Here is a 19,291-nt window from a genome sequence, read left to right on the forward strand (position 1 = left end):
AAAAGGACATTTTATAATTCCTTATTTTTGAAAAATAATTAACCGATTTAAGCGTTGAATTCTATTTTCGTTTTTCGAATAAGCAGTTCAACAAATAAACGATTCAAAGTATTCAATGAAAACACATTTCATCGCCATAGGCGGAAGCGCCATGCACAATTTAGCACTTGCATTGCACAATAAAGGATATCAGGTTACAGGAAGTGATGATGCTATTTTTGAACCTTCAAAATCAAGATTGGAAAAGAAAGGGATCTTACCAGCTGAACTGGGCTGGTTTCCTGAAAAAATCACTGCCGATATTGATGCCATAATCCTCGGAATGCATGCGAAAGCGGATAATCCGGAGTTGCTAAAAGCGCAGGAGTTAGGTTTGAAAATTTATTCGTATCCGGAATTTTTGTATGAGCAGTCTAAGAATAAAACCCGAGTGGTAATTGGAGGTTCTCATGGAAAAACAACAATAACTTCGATGATTTTGCATGTCATGCATTATCATAATATCGAAGTAGATTATATGGTTGGAGCACAGTTGGAGGGTTTTGATACGATGGTACATCTTACCGAAGAAAATGATTTCATGGTTTTGGAAGGGGACGAGTATTTATCTTCTCCGATAGACAGACGCCCTAAATTTCATTTGTACCAACCCAATATTGCTTTGATTTCCGGAATTGCCTGGGATCATATCAACGTATTTCCAACCTATGAGAATTATGTAGAGCAATTCGAAATCTTTATTGGGAAAATTACAAATGGAGGGATTTTGGTATACAACGAGAATGACCCGGAAGTAAAACGTGTTGCCGAAGCCGCTACGAATCCAATTCGTAAATTAGCTTATTCTACTCCAAAGTACAGCGTTAATGATGGTGTAACTTTATTAGAAACTCCGGAAGGCGATATGCCAATTGAAGTTTTTGGGGCGCACAATTTGAATAATCTGGCAGGAGCCAAATGGATTTGTCAAAATATGGGCGTTGACGAAGCTGACTTTTACGAAGCAATTGCCAGTTTCAAAGGAGCTTCAAAGCGATTAGAGAAAATTGCTGAAGGAAAAGGAAAAGTAGCGTATAAAGATTTTGCACACTCCCCAAGTAAAGTTGCTGCAACTACAAAAGCAGTAAAAGAGCAATATCCGAACAGAACTTTAGTGGCTTGCTTAGAATTACATACGTACAGCAGTTTGAATGCAGAGTTTCTAAAAGAGTATGAAGGGGCTCTTGAATATGCTGATATTGCAGTAGTGTTCTATTCCCCTGATGCCGTAAAAATCAAACAACTAGAAGAAGTAACCTACGGGCAAATTGCAAGTTCTTTTAACCGTGAAGACTTAATTATTTATACCAATCCTGATGAATTTAAAGAATACCTTTTTAATTTAAATCTTGAAAACTCAGCTTTATTATTAATGAGTTCCGGAAATTACGGAGGATTGAATTTTGATGATGTGAAAGGGTTGATCGAGTAGTTCGTCAATTAGATAATTTAGTAAAGTGCCAATTGTTATACAGTTGGCATTTTTTTTTGATGGGGGTTTGAAACTTATTTTTGATATTTAAAATGCCCAACAATTTTATATTCAAACAAACAATCTTCCAGAAGCTGACCGCGGCCCACGTTATGTACGATTAAATTTCGTTTTCCATCTCTGGATTTTTTGTTGGTTACAATTCCGATGTGAGGCAATTTATTATTAATTATCCATGTTACAATTTCTCCGGTCTTATAATCTTTGGCATTTTGAGAAAGAGGTAATTTTGTGCCTTTTCGCTCAAAGAATACTTCAAGATTGGGAACCCTTCGATGATCGATATTGGTGTCAGTTTTGATCATTCCCCATTTTTTTAAGTTTGGATAATCAGGGAAATTTTCAAGCATATCTTCATGAACTTCTTTTTGTAAATCAATACCTAATTTTCTATAAGATCGAATAATGACGTCCGTGCAAACTCCTTTGTTTTTTGGGATATCTCCATTAGGATAATCAATTTTAAAGTAAGATGGATCGTAATCTATAGAAGGATCAATGATCGAGATTGCTGCATCGGATAATTTTTCTGGAAAAGTTTTTGTAATACCCGATGACAAGCTTTCCGCAACAGCTGTTTTGCCCTCTTTTTGATTGCAGGAGAGGAGAAGAAGCAAGAGGGAAAAAGTACCTATTATTTTCATGCCCTTAAGGTAAGCCATTTTGATGGGACATTTATAGTAATGAAATAATTAATTTGAGATTAGTATTGTTTTATTTGAAAGATTTTTCTTAATTTTATAGATTAACCCTCTAAGAGTATTGTAAAATGAGAGCAAGCTTAAAAGTTGTAAAAACAACAAATGAAACCGCGGATTTTGTAGCAACTTATTTTCCCATACCGGATTGGTCAGAAGAAGATCGTCCTCGCGAAAAATTGATGTTAAAGGGCAAAGAAGCTTTAAGTAATGCTGAGTTGATTGCGATATTAATAGGGTCAGGCAGTCGTAATGAATCTGCAGTAGATTTAAGTAAACGGATTTTGGCTAGTGCCGGAAGCTTGAATTCTTTAGGAAAAAAATCTACTGCTCAATTAATGGAATTTAAAGGAATAGGGGAGGCAAAAGCTATTACAATTATTGCAGCATTAGAACTTGGAAGAAGAAGAAGGGCAGAGGATGTGTCACAATTGAAGATAATAACTTCCAGTAAAATTGTCTTCGAAATCATGCAGCCTATTATTGGTGAACTTTCTCACGAAGAGTTCTGGGTGCTTTTTCTGAATAATTCCAATAAAGTAATTTCTAAATCCCAAGTGAGTAAAGGTGGAATTACCGGAGCCGTTGTGGATGTACGTATTGTTTTTAAATTGGCACTCGAAATTGGTGCTACAGGATTGATTTTGTGTCACAATCATCCGTCAGGAAATTTGCTGCCCAGTGATGCCGATAAAAAGTTGACGAAAAAGATCAAATTAGCAGGGGATAGTTTAGATGTTAAAGTTTTGGATCATTTGATTATAACTGAAGCAAAATATTATAGTTTTGTAGATCAAGGAATTTTATAAATTATGAATACCACTATTACCGATGTCTTTTTTGATTTAGATCATACACTTTGGGATTTTGACAAAAACTCTGAAATGGCTTTTGATCGAATTTTTAAAAGTAAATATCCCGAAATTAAAACAGAAGATTTTATCGAGAAATATGCTCCAATCAATCAGGAGTGCTGGAAATTATACCAGAATGATAAAATAACACATCTGGAACTCCGTTACAATAGATTGAAGTTTTCATTTGATGCTTTAAATTACACCATGTCAGATGAGAGTATCAATGAGATTGCCAATGATTATATTGAATTTTTAACCGACAACAATCATCTTTTCGAAGGAGCAATTGAAGTGCTGGAGTATTTAAAACCAAAATACAAGCTGCATATCATTACTAACGGTTTTGCAAATGTTCAGGATAAAAAAATTAATAATGCGGCACTTTCGGGTTATTTCGAAACCATTACAAATTCTGAGTTGGCTGGTGTGAAGAAACCAAATAGTATTATCTTTGATTATGCACTTAGTGCTGCCAGAGCTTCAAAAGAAAACAGTGTCATGATAGGAGATTGCCTGGATGCCGATGTCAACGGTGCCTTAAATGCAGGACTTGATGCTATTTTCTTTAATGAAAAAAGAATCGAAGCTCCACAAAATATTAAACAAGTAAACCATTTATTAGAACTAAAAAAATATTTATAATTATGAGAATAAAATTTTTGTTAATTGCATTCCTTACATCAGTTATAGGATTTTCACAATCGGTTAATGATTACAAAGCGGTTATTGTTCCGTTAAAATATGATTTCCTTAAAACAGAAAATCAATATAGAACGTCAACAATGACTAAAGCTAATTTAAACAAAGCCGGTTTTCAGGCTTTTTATGCCAACGAGATACTTCCGGAAGGTTTTGGAGATCGTTGCGATCTTTTGTATGCCGATGTTAAAAGAGAGAATGGTTTTTTAATTACCAAACTTTTTGTAGAGTTTAAAGATTGTTACGGTAAAGTGATTTTTACATCTGCAATAGGAAAAAGTAAAGAGAAGGAATATGAAACGGCTTACAGAGAGTGTCTTGATCTTGCGTTTGTTTCAATAAACGGTTTACGCTATAAATATAATGGAAAAAGTGCTAATACTGTAAAATCTTCAATTCCGGCTACTCCGTTGACAACCGCAGTTGTAGCTGCTAAAGTTGTAGAGACGACTCCGGTGGTTGATCTTAAAGATCCAAATTTATTGTATGCACAACCTACGGAGAATGGTTACCAGTTAATTGATAAGACTCCAAAGGTGGTAATGAAATTGTTGAAAACATCTCGTCCCGATTCATTTATTGCTATAAAAGATGGAGTACAGGGATCTTTAAATGCAAAAGACAATCAGTGGTTTTTTGAATATTATAAAAATGATCAGTTAGTTTCTGAAAAAGTTTCAGTTAAATTCTAAAAATAGAATACGGTTTTAATAACCGTATTTATCTTTCCAACGGTTCTTTAAAAATTCGCGGTTGCTATTCTCTCTTGAATTGCGCCCCGGATTATAAAGAACCGTTTCTTTTATGGCATCCGGTAGAAATTCCTGTTCAGCAAAATTATTAGCATAATCGTGCGAGTATTTATAATCATCACCATAACCCAGTTCTTTCATAAGTTTGGTTGGAGCATTTCGTAAATGAATCGGAACAGGTAAATCTCCCGTTTGTTTTACTAATTGTTGAGCATTGCCAATCGCCATATACGAGGCATTGCTTTTAGGAGAAGTAGCCAGATAAATAGCGCATTGACTTAGTATGATTCTACTTTCCGGATATCCAATGGTAGTTACGGCCTGAAAGGTATTATTGGCCATAATAAATGCGGTCGGATTCGCGTTTCCAATATCTTCACTGGAAAGTATGAGCATTCTGCGGGCAATAAATTTTACATCTTCACCACCTTCAATCATTCTGGCCAGCCAATAAACAGCTCCATTAGGATCACTTCCACGAATAGACTTTATAAAAGCAGAAACGATATCGTAATGCTGTTCTCCACTTTTGTCATACAAAACTGTGTTTTGTTGTACCAATTCAAAAACACGATCGTTGGTGATAATAATTTCATCACCCGCAGAAGCGTTGATAACAAGCTCAAATATATTGAGAAGTTTTCGTCCGTCACCTCCCGAAAGTCGCAGTAAAGCTTCTGTTTCTTTTAAAGTGATATTTTTTGAAGCCAGATACGTATCCGTTTTTAGCGCCCGGTGCAATAAAGCTTCTAAATCGGCTTTTGTGAAAGCGTTTAGGATATAGACTTGGCAACGTGACAATAATGCAGGAATTACTTCAAAACTTGGGTTCTCGGTCGTTGCACCAACCAATGTAATCCAGCCTTTTTCGACAGCAGCCAAAAGCGAATCTTGCTGTGACTTGCTGAAACGATGAATCTCATCAATAAACAGAATAGGATTTTTAGCAGTAAATAATCCACCGCTTTGTTTGGCTTTTTCGATCACATCACGAATATCTTTTACACCTGAATTAATGGCGCTCAGGATATAAAACGGACGCTTGGATTCCTGTGCGATGATTTGCGCCAAGGTGGTTTTTCCTGTTCCGGGAGGCCCCCAAAAGATCAACGACGGAATTATTCCTTTCGAAATTTGCTGCGTTAAAGATCCGTTTGGGCCAACCAAATGACTCTGACTGATATAATCTTCTAAGTGTTGTGGGCGAATACGCTCGGCTAAAGGTGCTTCCATTTTGTAAAATTACAGTTTTCGGGTTTAATTTTATAGTTTTTAGAAGCTATTCCTGCTATTCGCTGTATCTTTCGCGTCCGCCGCAGCGGACACAAAAGGATGCCGCTTCCATCAGGGCTAGAACAGGGTTTAAGAATATTTAAATAAGCTGACAAATTATCAGTAAATTGTAATTGGATAGTTTTTTGATGTCATCATTATAAATTTACCTTAAAAATTATGAACGACAACCACTTTAAATTTACGACTGCAGTTATTGGTCTTCCGGTATTTTTTGTTCTTTTTTTGTGGATCGTGTACTGGGTTCAGATACGCTTTGATTTCGACTTTTATCAATATGGAGTCTACCCAAGAGATTTGTCAGGCTTGCAGGGTGTTTTGTTCAGTCCTTTCATTCATGAAAATTTAAGCCATTTATACAATAACTCTATCCCTCTTTTGGTATTATTGGCGGCTTTGCAATTTTTCTATCCCAAACAATCCTTTGCAGTGATTGGTTATGGAATTTTATTCTCAGGGCTAATTACCTGGATTATTGGTCGCGAAAATTTTCATATTGGTGCCAGTGGATTGATTTACGTCTTAGTCAGTTTTATTTTTTTTAAAGGAATCCAAACCGGCTATTATCGTTTAGTGGCACTCTCATTATCTGTCATCTTATTGTACGGTGGAATGATTTGGTATGTCTTTCCGGAGGTTGATAAAACTATTTCCTGGGAAGGACATTTGGCAGGTTTCATCACCGGATTTGTTATGTCTTTACTTTATAAAACCCCTGAGTATGTAAAACCTATTGTTTATGAATGGCAGAAACCGGATTTTAATCCCGATGAAGATGCTTTTATGAAGCATTTTGATGAGAATGGAAATTTCGTAAATACGGAGATTGTTGAGGAAGAACCGGAGGAATTAATGACTTATTTTAATTCAGATGTTTCGGTTAATTATATTGTGACTAAGCCTGAGACAAAGGAGGATAGGTAATATTAGGCTCAGATGTTTATTTTACCCGTAGCTTAAAGGTGCAAGTAACAGCACTACAATTAAGCTACAGGTTTTAAGAAAGAATCGTAAGAGTTATTTTGAAGACAATAGTATGTTACTTATCTCGTAATTCTCAATTCTTTGTGTTAGCTTCTTTGGCGAACAGCCTCATATAGAAATGCACCACAAGCAACAGAAACATTTAAAGATCCAATGGATCCGAACATAGGTAATTTTGCTTTTTCATCAACAATTTTCAGAACAGAAGGATTTATACCTCTGTCTTCAGATCCCATGATGATGGCTACCGGTTCATTTAAAGTTACGTCGTATATATTTTGGTCTGTTTTTTCGGTAGCAGCTACTGTTTTGATACCTGACCCCTGAAGGTAAAAAATAGCATCTTTGATATGTTCAACTTTGCAAATAGGAACATTAAAAACTGCTCCGGCTGAAGTTTTAACTGTATCTCCGTTCACTGGGGCAGAACCAGCTTTCTGAACAATGATTCCATTTACACCGGTACATTCAGCAGTTCTGATAATAGCACCAAAATTTCTGGCATCTGAAATCTGATCCAGTATTAAAAATAAAGGTTTTGATCCCGATTCGATTGTTGATTCAACCAAATGTTCCAGTTCAATAAAACCAATAGGGGAGATGGTCGCTACTGCTCCCTGATGATTGTTTGGAGTTAAGCGATTGAGTTTTTCTACAGGAACATACGAGAAATTAATGTTAGCGCGTTTCATCACCTTCATTAAATCCTTCATTAATTCTCCGGAAATTTCTTTTTGAATAAATACTTTATCAACTTCTTTTCCTGCCTGAATGGCTTCTATAATGGCTCTAATTCCAAATATTTGATGTTCTTTTTCCATGGGACAAATATAGGTATATTGTTGGTATAAAAAAAAACCACTCTGAGTGAACAGAGTGGTTTAGTATATTTATAAAAGTTTAAGGATTAATTATCCCACCATACTTTTGTTGTTAATGTAACATAAGGAACTGGAATTCCTGGGCCAGCAGTTAAAGAGGCTCCGTTAACATTAATTTCTTTTTGAGGATATGGCAGCCTTCTTGGAGTAACTCCGTTAGTACGGTTAGTTGCAGGGGAAGTTAAAACAGGGAATCCAGTTCTTCTCCAGTCTACAAAAGACTCATAAGATGCTTGGTACATCGTGATCCATTTTTGGGTCATGATCCTTTGCAATGTATTGTTGTAAGCAACTAATGGGTTAGCAGTGTAAGTTGCTACGTCTGTTGCTCCTATTGCAGCAAAATCATTTATTATAGCTTTATCATAAGCTATTTTTGAGTTTACTAAATCATTAGCTCTGAAATAAATTTCAGCTTTGATGAATTCAACTTCTGCAGCAGTAATAAAAGTAACAGGAGAGTTAATTGAAGCATAAGCCGGTCCTACACGAGAGAATAAATTTTCTCCTGCATCATCTAAATCCTGCCCTGGAAGGTTACCAAAGTATTGTCCTTGTAAACTCGCAAGGTTGTTTTTAATAGGTGAGAAGTATAGGGTTAGTCTCGGATCATTTAGTGCCTTCATGTTGTTCACAATTGTACTACATACCGCCTGATCTTTTCTACCTGATAAAACATCAAATTGGTAGATTGGATTTGCATTATTTGCTGTAGTTCCAAATACTACTTTAGCATTGTCTGCATTTAAACTAATTAGTTTTGGACCAGTTTGTAAGAATGTCAACGCTTGTGTTGGATTTCTTTTACTAAGATGATTCAATAATCTTAGTTTTAAAGAGTTTGCAAAAGCTTCCCATTTAGCAGTATCACCTTTGTACAATAAATCAGCAGTTCCTGGTTGAGAACCAGTATTGCTTTTTATGTTTGCAATTGCCTGATCTAACGTGGTAAGTAAAGAAGTGTATATAGCTTCTTGTTTGTCATAAGCAGGAGTAATATTTGATGCTCCTTTTAAACTTTCTGTATAAGGAATATCTCCAAAAAGATCTGTTGCTACACTGAAAGTGTAAACTTGAAGAACTTGTGAGGCCCCTAGGTAAATTTTGTCACCTGAGATTTTAGTTTGATCTTCAATAGCTCTTAAATCTATTAATATATCGTAGATACTTGCCCATAAACCATCAGTATCTCCTGAGGTGATGTTGTATTGCCCATAGTTTAAAGGCTGCCCTCTATGTCCGGAATAATGCTGTACAATACTTGCAGGCATTCTTGTTCCATCTCCGCCAAGAGTATAAGCTAAGTTAACTTCTGCAGCTGATAATAATGTTGCAAATGGAACTTCCGTTGGGTTGTTTGGGTCATTGTTTATGTCTAACTCATTATCACAAGATACAAATACCGCAGCCAATGTAATTAAGCCGATATGAAATATTCGCTTAAAATATTTGTTGTCAATTTTTTTCATTTTCATTAATTTTAGTATTAGAATTGCGCTTTTAGGTTGAAACCAAAAGTTCTTGTAGTTGGGAATGCAAATCTGGAAACACCTTGTGCATTACCAGTTCCAAATGAGCTTGATTCAGGATCGATATGAGGAACATCTGTCCAGATAAATAAATTACGACCATATACTCCCACATCCAGAGAACGAATATATTTATCTTTTAACTTGAAAGTGTATCCAAGAGTAACTTCTCTTAGTTTAACCCAATTGTTTTCATAAACATATTGTTCATTAGGATAAGCGCCTAATCCATACCAGTTTGCATCACGTTTTACCACAACATCATTAGGGGCTCCTGTAGTAGCATTTACTCCCGGGAAAATATAGTCATCATTACGTGTTAATGTTTGCTTGCTAACACCATAAAAATCTAATAATTCACCCGTTCCACTGTATAAGTAACCACCTTGTCTTATGTCGGCAAGTGCTGTAAAATAAATATTTTTGTAGGTAACAGAAGTACTTAGACCTCCAGTCCAATCAGCTTCAGTATGGCCAAGAATTTGACCGTCTAATACAGAAGGGATTCCATCGTCATCTACTAATACTTTTCCGTTTGCATCTCTGGCGTAACCAGTTCCAATTATAGTTCCTAATCTTTCCCCTTTTACAGCAAAAATTGCAGGGTTTCCACTGAATCCACCAAGGTAAATTCTGTCCACACCTGGAAAAGTTTCATCAACATGTGATCTAATTCTGCTGAAGTTGAAGGATACATCCCATCTGAAATCTTTTGTTTGAATAGGTGTTGTTCTTAACATAAGCTCAAAACCTTTCGAGGTAGTTTGTCCACTATTGATGATTGTTGCATTTGCACCTGCTGCTGGAGAAATGTCTAGCGGGATAATACCATCAGTATTTACGTTTCTAAAGTATGATGCGTCAATACCTATTCTGTCTTTGAATAATTTTAATTCAACACCCACTTCATATTCTGTTGTGAATTCAGGGGTTAAGTTAGGGTTACTAATTGTATTTTGGATTGTATATCCGGCAAGGTTATTAAATGGAAATTCTACACCCGGTGTGAAGCCATCCCCAAATATTGCTTTTCTGTAAGCAGGTTGTGTTAAATATGGATCAGCATCTCTACCTGTCTTTGAAACACCTACACGTAGTTTACCGTAAGTAAGTACGTCAGATTCGATTTTGAATGCATCAGTGAAGATAACAGAAGCACTTACTCCAGGATAGAAGAAACTTCTATTATCTTTAGGTAAGGTTGAGCTCCATTCGTTTCTGGCAACTACATTTAAGAAAAGATAGTCGTTATAGCTAAGAGATAGGTCACCAAATACTCCAAATAAGGTTCTCCTTGAGTTGTATAAATAAGCAGGAGAGAATGTCTTGATATTGTTTGTATTTTTAATCCCTGGAAGTATTAGTTCAGTTCCAATAGTTTGTGATTGTTCAAAAGTTCTATTGTTGTAATCTTGTCCAGCTGTTAAAGTGGCTTTGAATTTCTCAGTAATATCTTTCTTGAATGTAGCGGCTAATGTAGAAGTTGTTTCTTGACGAGTAACATTATCGTACGTCAAGTTTCCTAATGGATTACCTCCAGTGTTAATATCTTTAAACAGAATTCTTTTGTCAGCTAAATAGTCATTCCCAAGACGATAAGATATCTTGAAATCTTTAGCTACGTCAAAGGCGAAGTTTAAACCTGTAATGTATCTTTGGCTATTTGTACGTGCTGAGTTTTTGTTAACAGTCCAGTACGGGTTGTCAAAAGCTCCTCCACGGAAGTTAATTTGTGTTCCGTTCGGTCTTTCATATCCGTAGCCTTTTAAATCCCATGAAACGGGAGCATGGAATAAGGAGAAAAACGGATTAGATCCGTCTTGTCCCGCATAAGCAAGGTCTCCTTCAGAAGCGTTGTAACTTAAGTTAACACCTGCTGTAAATTTACTGCTAAATTTATAGTTACTGTTAAAACGACCATTGAATTTTTGGTATCCTTGATTAGGAACAATTGAAGTTTGTTTTGATTGCCCGATAGATACGAACATATCGTAGGCATCAGTAGAATTTGAAAGAGAAATGTTATTGTTGTAGGTTACTCCCGTTTGAAGAAATTGTTTTCTTGGATCAAATACTTTTAATTGAATTTGTTGTGGACCTAATCCTTGAGCGGCACCTGCAGCTGGACTTGTGACAGTTTGTCCCGTAATTCTAGGTCCAAAAGATCTCGAGCCACCTTCTTGGTATACACCATTTGCTCCTTGAGCGTATTCGGTTTGGAAATCAGGTAAAACCAGAGCATCATCCATTCCTACAGAGCTGTTGAATTCGATTACAGGTTTTCCTGCTTTATCAGAACCGGTTTTTGTGGTAATTAAGATAACACCATTTGAACCGCGATTTCCATACAATACGGCTCCGGCAGCACCTTTAAGTACTGTTACAGTTGCAATATCATTTGGGTTGATGTCACCTGCTCTGTTAGGGCTGTTAAATCCTGTTACAGTATTGTCGTTACCGTCGTTGGCATTACTCATTGGGATTCCGTCAATAACATAAAGAGGCTCATTGTTTCCTGTTATTGATTTGTTTCCTCCTCTGATTACTAATCTACTTGCCTGTCCTGGAGCACCTCCCGAAGCAGTTACCTGTAAACCAGAAACTTTTCCGCTAAGACCATTTACAAGGTTTTGATTGTTTCCTTTATTAAGGTCGTTTCCAGATACCTTTGTTGTGGCGTAACCAATAGCTTTATCTGCTTTTTTTATACCTAATGCTGTTACTACAACACTTTCGAGTTCCACCGAATTATCGGCCAACTTTATGTTAACAGAAGTTGAAGATGCGGCTACTTCCTGGGATTTCATCCCGATATAGCTGAATACTAAAACTTGATTTGAAGAAGCTTTGATAGTGAATTTACCATCAAAGTCGGTTTGTGTTCCTGATTTTGTTCCTTTAACTAGTACACTTACACCCGGTAAAGGCATTCCTGTATTGTCGGAAACTGTTCCAGAAACAGCTCTTTCTTGCGCAAAAGTAAGTTGCGCTACTAGTACTAATAAAAGTACTAGGAGTCCATTGAACTTTAGTTTCATTTTTATATGTTTTGAATTAGTCTGGTAAAAATCTTAATTATTTGTTAATCTACCTAATATAAAAAGCTTTTTTTTTGGTCATTTTGCAGTTTTGTTGTGAGATGTGTTTTTTTAATGTTAAAAAGAAAGGGTTAATATTGTCTTATTTCTTTTTTGTTTAACATGTGTTAATGCTTGATTTTGCTGGTTTTTTTGCGATTTTGATCAATTTTAAAAGACCTTTTTTTGATTGTACTTTTGTCCTCGGCATCTTTAAAAAAAAGAGGGCATCCATATCAGGATGACCTCTTTTTTTTTTTAGTTTCAGATTTAGGGTGCAAGGGTGTATTTTGTTACAATAGTCTGAAGAAGCAAAAGAATTGAATCTTTGTTTTTTTTTATATTGGAAAGTAAGTTTTGAAAATTAATTTGTAGAAAGGTCTCTTGTCAAATAAGCTTCCATGCTTAGATGGGCTGGTTCTTTGAGTTTTGTTTTCTTATTGTTTCAGCAAGTTATTCATGAAAAAAGGGCGCTCATCATTCGATAAGCGCCCTTTTTAGGAGTTGTTTTGTAGGTAAAGAATACTATTATCTAGTTCCTCCGGCCCACCAAACTTTTTCTTTGTATACATAAGAACCGTCTCCGTATAAATCCTTAATGTTTGAATTCGAAGCTACATCAGATTGACCGTAAGCAAATCTTTGTGGGAACAATTCAGGTTTTGGATTTACCATAGGAATTAGGTCTCCATTACCCATTGCTTGTAAACGTCTAATGTCGTTGTAAGATTCAATACCTTCATTTTCGAAGAAAGAAATGTGTTTTTCTACCATGATCTTTTTCAACAATGCATTGCCTGTTAAAGCTCCAATAGAAGCAATGTAAGTATCTGCTTGCGCTGGCGTAAACGCTACAGCTGTTTTTTTAGCGTAAGCTGCTTTAATAGCTGCATTCATTGTAGTTTGTGCTTCAGCTAAACCTAATCTTGCTTGTGCTTCAGCTTTCAGGAATAATAATTCGTGGTAGCTTAATAAGTAGATTGCGTTTGCTTCACTCATAAGAGCTGAGATAGAATATCTACCTTGCGCTTCAATATCTTCTTTTGAATTGTCAAAAGGAAGTACTGCACCAGCCTTTTTTGTAAAGAAAGAAGCTGTACGGGCGTCTGCTGGTCCGTTAGCAACCATAGTGTCGTAGAAACTCTTAGCAACACAAATAGCGCCTCTGTTTAATTCGAATCTTGCGAAAGGATTTGGAACACCACCGTTTACAAGCTTTAATTCGTCGCTAGCATCTGCGAAAGAAGCATTTACATAGTTAATTACACCTTGGTAATCCGCTTTTCTAAGAGATAATCTCATAGTGTATCTTGCTAATAATCCGTTTGCAGCTTTGATCCATTTAGCAGAATTTCCATTATAAATTGGATCCTGAACACCTAAAGTTGCATAAGTTGATGTTTTGTTCAAATTAGCAATACCTTCAGTAAGGTTTTTAAAGATGTCTTGATAGATAGCCTCCTGTTTGTCAACTTTAGGTTGATAGATTACACCTGGTTTTGTGGCTTCAGTATAAGGAATATCTCCAAAAAGATCTGTAAGAACAGCTAAATTGTAAGCTTTTAAGATTTGTGCTACACCTAGTGTTTGGAAGTTTCCTTTTTCTTTACCAGTTGTACAATTGTCAATAATAATTCCTAAATTCAATAGTTGTCTGTAACTATTGTTCCAACCGTTATTGTAAGTTGATGACAATTGTGGATCATTTCTTCTGATCTGAGCATTGTACATTTGATTGTGATTTCCTGCACTTAACTCAGAGTAAATACCTCCATAAAATGAAGCGTCAGCACCAGTTACTGTGAAGGCAGAATTCACCATAACATCCGTAATGATTAAGCGGCTAGCCATCTCTATCGGATTGTTCACGTTCTTATTTATTTCGTCCATCTTGTCCTCAGAACAAGCTTGGAATAAGAACAAAGCCATTAAAGCTGTTATTGTTATTTTTATATTTTTCATTTGATTTTTTTTTATTAAAATGTAAAGTTCAATCCAAAACCAATACTCTTAGTTTGTGGCATTGACCATTGTTCGAATCCACCAGAAAAGGCATTGTTTCCTTGTGTTGCTTCTGGATCAAGGTTTGGCATTTTAGACCATAACAAGATGTTTCTTGCAAAAACAGAAGCTTTTATATCTACCGTGTTGTCTAATAATTTAGGGAATTGATATCCTAAGGTAACCTCTCTTAATTTTACAAAACTTGCATCAAATACTGCAGATTCTGCAATACCATTTAAAGCTGCTTGTAATTGTTGAGCTCCGTTTGGATCTGCAGCACCACCTCTAACGATGTCGTTTGGAGTTCCGTCAGCTTTAACGCCTGGGTAAACAAACTGAGAAGTTCTGTCTGCTGTTCTTGCGTCTACACCGTAAAAGTTCATTAAGTTGTTAGATCCACTGTACATTTTTCCACCATTTTTCCAATCTACAACTGCTCCTAAAGATACTCTTTTGTAAGTGAATTGTGTAGACCCTCCTAAAGTGAATTTAGGTGCAACTTCTCCTAATACTTTTAATTTACCGTCTGCTTGTGGAAGACCCTGAGCGTTTACAACGATGTTGTTGTTAGCATCTCTTAAGTATCCTGTACCGTAGATAACTGGGAAACGGTCTCCAACGCTTGCTCTAAGCTGAGGTGTTGTAAATCCTCCAAGGAAGATGTTGTCTACACCGGTTTTTAGTTCAGCTACCTCAGTGTCAATTTGAGAGTAGTTAACATTGAAAGTCCAGTTGAAATCTGTCGTACGTATTGGATTGACAAATAAAGAAAATTCGTGTACAGTATTAAGCATTTTTCCACCATTTGTCACGTAAGAATTGGCTCCTGATGAACCAGTTAAAGGGACATTGAAGATTTGATTTGTTGTGTTTTGCTTGGAGTAAGTGTAGTCAATTCCAGCTCTGTTATTGAAGAACTTTAAATCAACCCCAAGTTCATACGATTTTGTATTTTGTGGTTTTAAATTTGGATCGTATTGTACGTTGCTAGGGATAAATGAGCTAACTCCTCCTAATGGATATTGTACTGGGTTTCCAGACCAAAATCCACCGTTATAGCTTGGTGTTACGTAAGAGTTACCTACGTAATCTGCTGCCAATCCTACTTCGGCTATAGATCCTCTAAGTTTTGCATAAGAAAGAACAGAACTTCCTTTCAATCCTTCTAGTTCGGTTACTACAAAACCTAAGGAAGCTGATGGGTAAATAAAATCTCTGTTATTTCTTGGCATACTTGATGCGATATCTTTACGAATAGTACCGCCTAAGAAAATCATATTTTTATATGAGAATTCGGCATTACTAAAGAAACCAACGGTACGCCTTTGTCTGCGGAATTCTGAAGCTGTTACAATTCTTGCGTTAGTGATAGTTGGGAAACCTCCAAAGTTGAAAGCTGTTCCATTATCATCATATTCTTTAGTGTTTTGGTGATTGTACTCATTTCCAACCAAAATATTGAAATTAAGGTCGTTAGTGATGTTTAGGTTGTAGTTTATGGTCAATAAAGAGTTGATAACATCATTAGTTGTTCCGTAAAGGTGTGCACTACTAGTTTGTCCTGAAAGATCAAGTTTGCTTCCAAACTCAAAAATATCTCTGTAATTGGTTGTCCATGAATCTACACCTGCCTGGTATTTAACAGTAAGTTTTTGACTTCCGTCTGCACTGATAACCGGAGAGTACTGGACGTATGCATTACCGTAAACACGGTTTGTTTTTTCGCTGAACTCATTGTTTTTAGCAGCCCAGTAAGGATTGTTGAATACACCAGGTCTATAGTAAATCTGATCGTATGGGTTTGTAGGGTTGGCATAGCCAATTCCTTTTAAGTCGTAGCTTCTTGGGCCTCCAAATACACCAACAATTGCACCGTCATTTGCAGCTGTACTTTTGTTGATTTTAGTTTGAACGTAGTTAAAAGAGAAACCTGTTTTCCATTCGTTGTTTAACTTTGTGTCTACAAGTGCTTTTACAGTATATCTGCTCATGCCAGTTTCAGGGATGATACCGTCTTGCTTGGAGTTTCCTACCCCAAAAGAATAATTCGTTTTTTCTGTTGCCTGAGCAATGTTTAAAGTGTTGTTAATCGTGAATCCTGTCTTGAAGAAGTCATCGATGTTGTCGTAAGCACGAGGTGCAACCCATGGGTCTAATCCTGCTTTTGCTCTTTGAGGAACGTAGTATTGACCAGGTCTTAAAACACCGCCGTTTAATGCGTTAGCAACATTTCCTCCGTAAGTTGCGTCATTTGGTAATTCTGAGATTTTTGGTCCCCAGTTCATAGAAGAATTTGGGTCAAATTTTCCATTTGTACCTTGTGCATACTCATTTTGAGTACTTGGCTTTTTTGAAATTGTTTCAAAACTTGTAGAAGTGTTGAAAGTAATAACTGGTTTGCCACTCTGTGCTAAATTTTTACCACTTTTTGTTGTAATTAAAATTACACCGTTAGAAGCTCTTAATCCGTATAAAGCAGATGCAGCTTGTCCTTTAAGAACGTTGATAGATTCGATTTCGTTAGGATCTATATCGACAGCTCTGTTAGCAACATCCGCTCCCGTTACACCGTTTCCGGTCGAGAAATCAGCTTGAGATGCTACTGGCATACCATCAATAACATACAAAGGGGTGTTGTTTCCTGTGAAAGAACGGGCACCACGAATTATGATTTGAGAAGAAGCTCCAGGAGCACCACTAGAAGGAGTAATAGATACACCCGCTAATTTACCTTGTAAAGCTCCGGCAAGACTGTTGTTGTTTGCTCTTGTGATGTCTGCAGCTTTTACCTCCTGAGTTGCATATCCAAGTGCACGTGAACTTTTCTTAACACCTAAAGCTGTAACTACTACGCTTTCCAGTTCTACTGAATCGTCTTTTAATTTTGTGTTAACAGTGGTAGAACTAGCTGATACTTCTTGAGCTTTCATCCCAATGTAGCTAAAAACTAATACTTGATTTGGTGCTGCTTTGATAGAGTATTTTCCATCAAAATCTGTTTGCGTTGCTGTCTTAGTTCCTTTTACTAATACACTAACACCTGGTAAAGGTATTCCTGTATTGTCAGAAACTGTTCCAGAAACAGCTCTTTCTTGCGCGAAAGTAAGTTGCGCAACTAGTACTAAGAAAAGTACTAGGAATCCATTGAACTTTAGTTTCATTTTTAAATATTTTGAATTAGTCCGACAAAAATCTTAATAATTAGTTAATATACCTAATCAAAAAAGTTTTTTTTTCAGTGAAACGGCATTTTTGCTGATGGGAGTTATTTTTTTATCGTTAAAATGCATTCAAAAATGATGAATTGTTATTTTTTTACTTAAAAAGCAATGGATAGTTTAGTTTGTGCCTGCTGAATTAAATGTTAAATTTTATTGGAAGGACGACGAATTTCAGTTTTTTCTGCGTTTTCAACAAAAAAACCACCCCGGAAGGAGGTGGTTTTGTGTTAAATTATGTTATTTTTTGGTGATTCCTATTTATCCCAAAAAATCTTTGTGCTTAGTTTGTCTCCTCCAATCGAAGTTGATGCAGCATTATAATTTGTTGCATTTAATGTTTGTTCTCTAATAGGGTATGCCATTCTGGACGGAACCTTACCTTCGGCAGCTGCGTCTGCACTTGCTGGTGCTGTCAGAACAGGGAAGTCTAGTCTTCTTGTTGATGTCCAGCCTTCAAATCCTCTGTTGAACAGTGCATACCATGCTTGTTCTCCTACTTTTTGCTGCCAGGTTCCTGTAGCTGTTGCATAAGCTACAGCTGGTTGGGCAAGGTAGGTATTTGCATCTGCCAATGAAACGCCCCAGTCTTCCATAGAAGCCAGAATTGCTGCATTGTAATGTGAAGCAATTGTTCCTCCAACCGCAACTCCTCTTCCGGAAGCTTCTGCTAATAAGAATTCTACTTCGGCATAATCCAATAAAGTACCGCTAAAGTCCGGAGCTTTAATTTTGTCACTTGCATGAGTGTATCTTGATTGAGAGTTTTTTATTCCAACAATTCCGCCTCTATAACCTGTTACAGTGATTAAGTCACCTGCAGCATTTGTGTCTTTATAAGTTGGTCTGAAGTAAGGTGTTTTTCTTGGGTCATTTAGTGCGACCAGTTTGTCTACAAATGGTTTTGCTACAACAAAGTCATTTCTTCCTGAGAATACCATATCTACATAAAGAGGGTTGGTGTTTGGAAGATCTAACATATAAGGAAGTTTTGCGTTATCAGCATTTGATGTGAATCCGCCTGCTGCGCCGGAGATGATTGCTGCGTCTGCAATTGCTGATTCAAGACCAGATGATTTTAAGTTGATTCCTAATTTTAGTTTGATGCTATTGGCAAACTTAATCCAGGCAGTTAGGTTGTCTTTGTAGATAACTTCAGCAGAACCAAAGGCTGGTTTTGAAGTGTCTAATCCGGCAATGTCTTTATTTAAACGTACGATTAAGTCTTTGTAGATATCCACGGCTTTATCATACTTAGGTAGATAATCTCCCGATCCTTTTAGGGCTTCTGAGTAAGGAACATCGCCAAAAGTGTCTACTAAAATTTGGTATGTATAAACAGTTAATATGTCAATAAGGATCAATTGATTCTTTTTGACTATAGTTTTTTGTGCAAATTCAGGATCTGTAGGTGAGATTACATCTTTTTCCAGAAAGCCCTTCGCTTGAGATAAATCAGCAAGTGGTCCCGCATAAAGTCTGTCCCAGTGATTGTCTGAAATTTTACGGGTTACCCAGTTGTAATTAGATTCATCCAAATAAGTGGTCTCAGTCCATTGTTGGTTTACTAGTCTGAATATGTTTCTGTTTACATTGGTGTTGACAAGTTGCTCTGTTAAGTTTTTTTCAGCATTTGTAAATAAAGTGCTAGGGGGTACTACAGAAGGGTTTTTTACATCTACATTTAAGTCTGTTAGGCTGCTGTCGTCACATGAAACTGTGAGAAGCATGATTCCTAATGCATATAGTATTTTTTTCATTTTGTTCT

Annotated in this window: 13 protein-coding genes; 5 read left to right on the plus strand and 8 right to left on the minus strand. The window is 36.5% G+C overall.

Annotated elements, in window-relative coordinates; translation table 11 throughout:
- Positions 1–115 precede the first annotated feature (115 nt).
- Entirely contained in the window at positions 116–1,471 is a 1,356-nt protein-coding gene (locus B0A80_RS14080; RefSeq protein ID WP_070907903.1) for a UDP-N-acetylmuramate--L-alanine ligase, read from the plus strand.
- A gap of 74 nt (positions 1,472–1,545) precedes the next feature.
- Here the strand turns inward: B0A80_RS14080 and B0A80_RS14085 are convergent, their stop codons facing one another.
- On the minus strand, positions 1,546–2,193 hold the full coding sequence (locus tag B0A80_RS14085) for a DUF1287 domain-containing protein (RefSeq protein ID WP_089077676.1): 648 nt from the start codon (positions 2,191–2,193) through the stop codon (positions 1,546–1,548).
- Positions 2,194–2,300: 107 nt separating this feature from the next.
- On the opposite strand from B0A80_RS14085, the gene radC reads away from it, so the two are divergent.
- The 3 genes from radC to B0A80_RS14100 are packed head-to-tail and all read left to right on the plus strand — an operon-like array spanning position 2,301 to position 4,477.
- Positions 2,301–3,038, plus strand: coding sequence for a RadC family protein (radC, locus tag B0A80_RS14090; RefSeq protein ID WP_070907901.1), 738 nt, complete (start codon positions 2,301–2,303; stop codon positions 3,036–3,038).
- Between the two features lie 3 nt (positions 3,039–3,041).
- Positions 3,042–3,728, plus strand: a complete 687-nt coding sequence (locus tag B0A80_RS14095; RefSeq protein WP_089077677.1) for a YjjG family noncanonical pyrimidine nucleotidase — start codon at positions 3,042–3,044, stop codon at positions 3,726–3,728.
- A 2-nt stretch (positions 3,729–3,730) separates the two neighbouring features.
- Positions 3,731–4,477 (plus strand): hypothetical protein, encoded by a 747-nt coding sequence (locus tag B0A80_RS14100; protein WP_089077678.1) that lies wholly within the window; start codon positions 3,731–3,733, stop codon positions 4,475–4,477.
- Between the two features lie 15 nt (positions 4,478–4,492).
- Here B0A80_RS14100 and B0A80_RS14105 read toward each other — a convergent pair whose 3' ends face one another.
- Complete coding sequence (locus B0A80_RS14105; RefSeq protein ID WP_017495034.1) at positions 4,493–5,770, minus strand: replication-associated recombination protein A; 1,278 nt, start codon at positions 5,768–5,770, stop codon at positions 4,493–4,495.
- 219 nt (positions 5,771–5,989) lie between these two features.
- On the opposite strand from B0A80_RS14105, the gene B0A80_RS14110 reads away from it, so the two are divergent.
- The gene (locus tag B0A80_RS14110; protein WP_089077679.1) at positions 5,990–6,754 is read left to right on the plus strand and encodes a rhomboid family intramembrane serine protease; all 765 of its coding nucleotides are present in this window, start codon (positions 5,990–5,992) and stop codon (positions 6,752–6,754) included.
- Positions 6,755–6,900: 146 nt separating this feature from the next.
- Here the strand turns inward: B0A80_RS14110 and rlmB are convergent, their stop codons facing one another.
- From rlmB to B0A80_RS14140, 6 genes are all read right to left on the minus strand, one after another.
- Positions 6,901–7,635 carry a 23S rRNA (guanosine(2251)-2'-O)-methyltransferase RlmB gene (gene rlmB, locus B0A80_RS14115; protein ID WP_017495032.1) on the minus strand — a complete coding sequence of 245 codons (735 nt, stop codon included), beginning with the start codon at positions 7,633–7,635 and terminating at the stop codon, positions 6,901–6,903.
- 86 nt (positions 7,636–7,721) lie between these two features.
- Entirely contained in the window at positions 7,722–9,164 is a 1,443-nt protein-coding gene (locus B0A80_RS14120) for a SusD/RagB family nutrient-binding outer membrane lipoprotein (RefSeq protein ID WP_089077702.1), read from the minus strand.
- Positions 9,165–9,181: 17 nt separating this feature from the next.
- Positions 9,182–12,262, minus strand: a complete 3,081-nt coding sequence (locus B0A80_RS14125) for a SusC/RagA family TonB-linked outer membrane protein (RefSeq protein WP_089077680.1) — start codon at positions 12,260–12,262, stop codon at positions 9,182–9,184.
- A gap of 567 nt (positions 12,263–12,829) precedes the next feature.
- Positions 12,830–14,263, minus strand: coding sequence for a SusD/RagB family nutrient-binding outer membrane lipoprotein (locus B0A80_RS14130; RefSeq protein ID WP_089077681.1), 1,434 nt, complete (start codon positions 14,261–14,263; stop codon positions 12,830–12,832).
- Between the two features lie 14 nt (positions 14,264–14,277).
- Positions 14,278–17,466 carry a SusC/RagA family TonB-linked outer membrane protein gene (locus B0A80_RS14135; protein ID WP_089077682.1) on the minus strand — a complete coding sequence of 1,063 codons (3,189 nt, stop codon included), beginning with the start codon at positions 17,464–17,466 and terminating at the stop codon, positions 14,278–14,280.
- 314 nt (positions 17,467–17,780) lie between these two features.
- On the minus strand, positions 17,781–19,283 hold the full coding sequence (locus B0A80_RS14140) for a SusD/RagB family nutrient-binding outer membrane lipoprotein (RefSeq protein ID WP_070907891.1): 1,503 nt from the start codon (positions 19,281–19,283) through the stop codon (positions 17,781–17,783).
- Positions 19,284–19,291 lie beyond the last annotated feature (8 nt).

Origin of the sequence: Flavobacterium tructae (genome assembly GCF_002217475.1) — a bacterium.
GTDB classification, from domain to species: Bacteria; Bacteroidota; Bacteroidia; order Flavobacteriales; family Flavobacteriaceae; genus Flavobacterium; species Flavobacterium tructae.

Excerpts from the sequence above, each read along its gene's own strand:
- B0A80_RS14135 (WP_089077682.1), bottom strand. The coding sequence starts at position 17,466 with ATGAAACTAAAGTTCAATGGATTCCTAGTACTTTTCTTAGTACTAGTT.
- B0A80_RS14140 (WP_070907891.1), bottom strand. The coding sequence starts at position 19,283 with ATGAAAAAAATACTATATGCATTAGGAATCATGCTTCTCACAGTTTCA.
- B0A80_RS14110 (WP_089077679.1), top strand. The coding sequence starts at position 5,990 with ATGAACGACAACCACTTTAAATTTACGACTGCAGTTATTGGTCTTCCG.
- B0A80_RS14085 (WP_089077676.1), bottom strand. The coding sequence starts at position 2,193 with ATGGCTTACCTTAAGGGCATGAAAATAATAGGTACTTTTTCCCTCTTG.
- B0A80_RS14105 (WP_017495034.1), bottom strand. The coding sequence starts at position 5,770 with ATGGAAGCACCTTTAGCCGAGCGTATTCGCCCACAACACTTAGAAGAT.
- B0A80_RS14130 (WP_089077681.1), bottom strand. The coding sequence starts at position 14,263 with ATGAAAAATATAAAAATAACAATAACAGCTTTAATGGCTTTGTTCTTA.
- rlmB (WP_017495032.1), bottom strand. The coding sequence starts at position 7,635 with ATGGAAAAAGAACATCAAATATTTGGAATTAGAGCCATTATAGAAGCC.
- B0A80_RS14095 (WP_089077677.1), top strand. The coding sequence starts at position 3,042 with ATGAATACCACTATTACCGATGTCTTTTTTGATTTAGATCATACACTT.
- B0A80_RS14100 (WP_089077678.1), top strand. The coding sequence starts at position 3,731 with ATGAGAATAAAATTTTTGTTAATTGCATTCCTTACATCAGTTATAGGA.
- radC (WP_070907901.1), top strand. The coding sequence starts at position 2,301 with ATGAGAGCAAGCTTAAAAGTTGTAAAAACAACAAATGAAACCGCGGAT.
- B0A80_RS14125 (WP_089077680.1), bottom strand. The coding sequence starts at position 12,262 with ATGAAACTAAAGTTCAATGGACTCCTAGTACTTTTATTAGTACTAGTA.
- B0A80_RS14080 (WP_070907903.1), top strand. The coding sequence starts at position 116 with ATGAAAACACATTTCATCGCCATAGGCGGAAGCGCCATGCACAATTTA.
- B0A80_RS14120 (WP_089077702.1), bottom strand. The coding sequence starts at position 9,164 with ATGAAAAAAATTGACAACAAATATTTTAAGCGAATATTTCATATCGGC.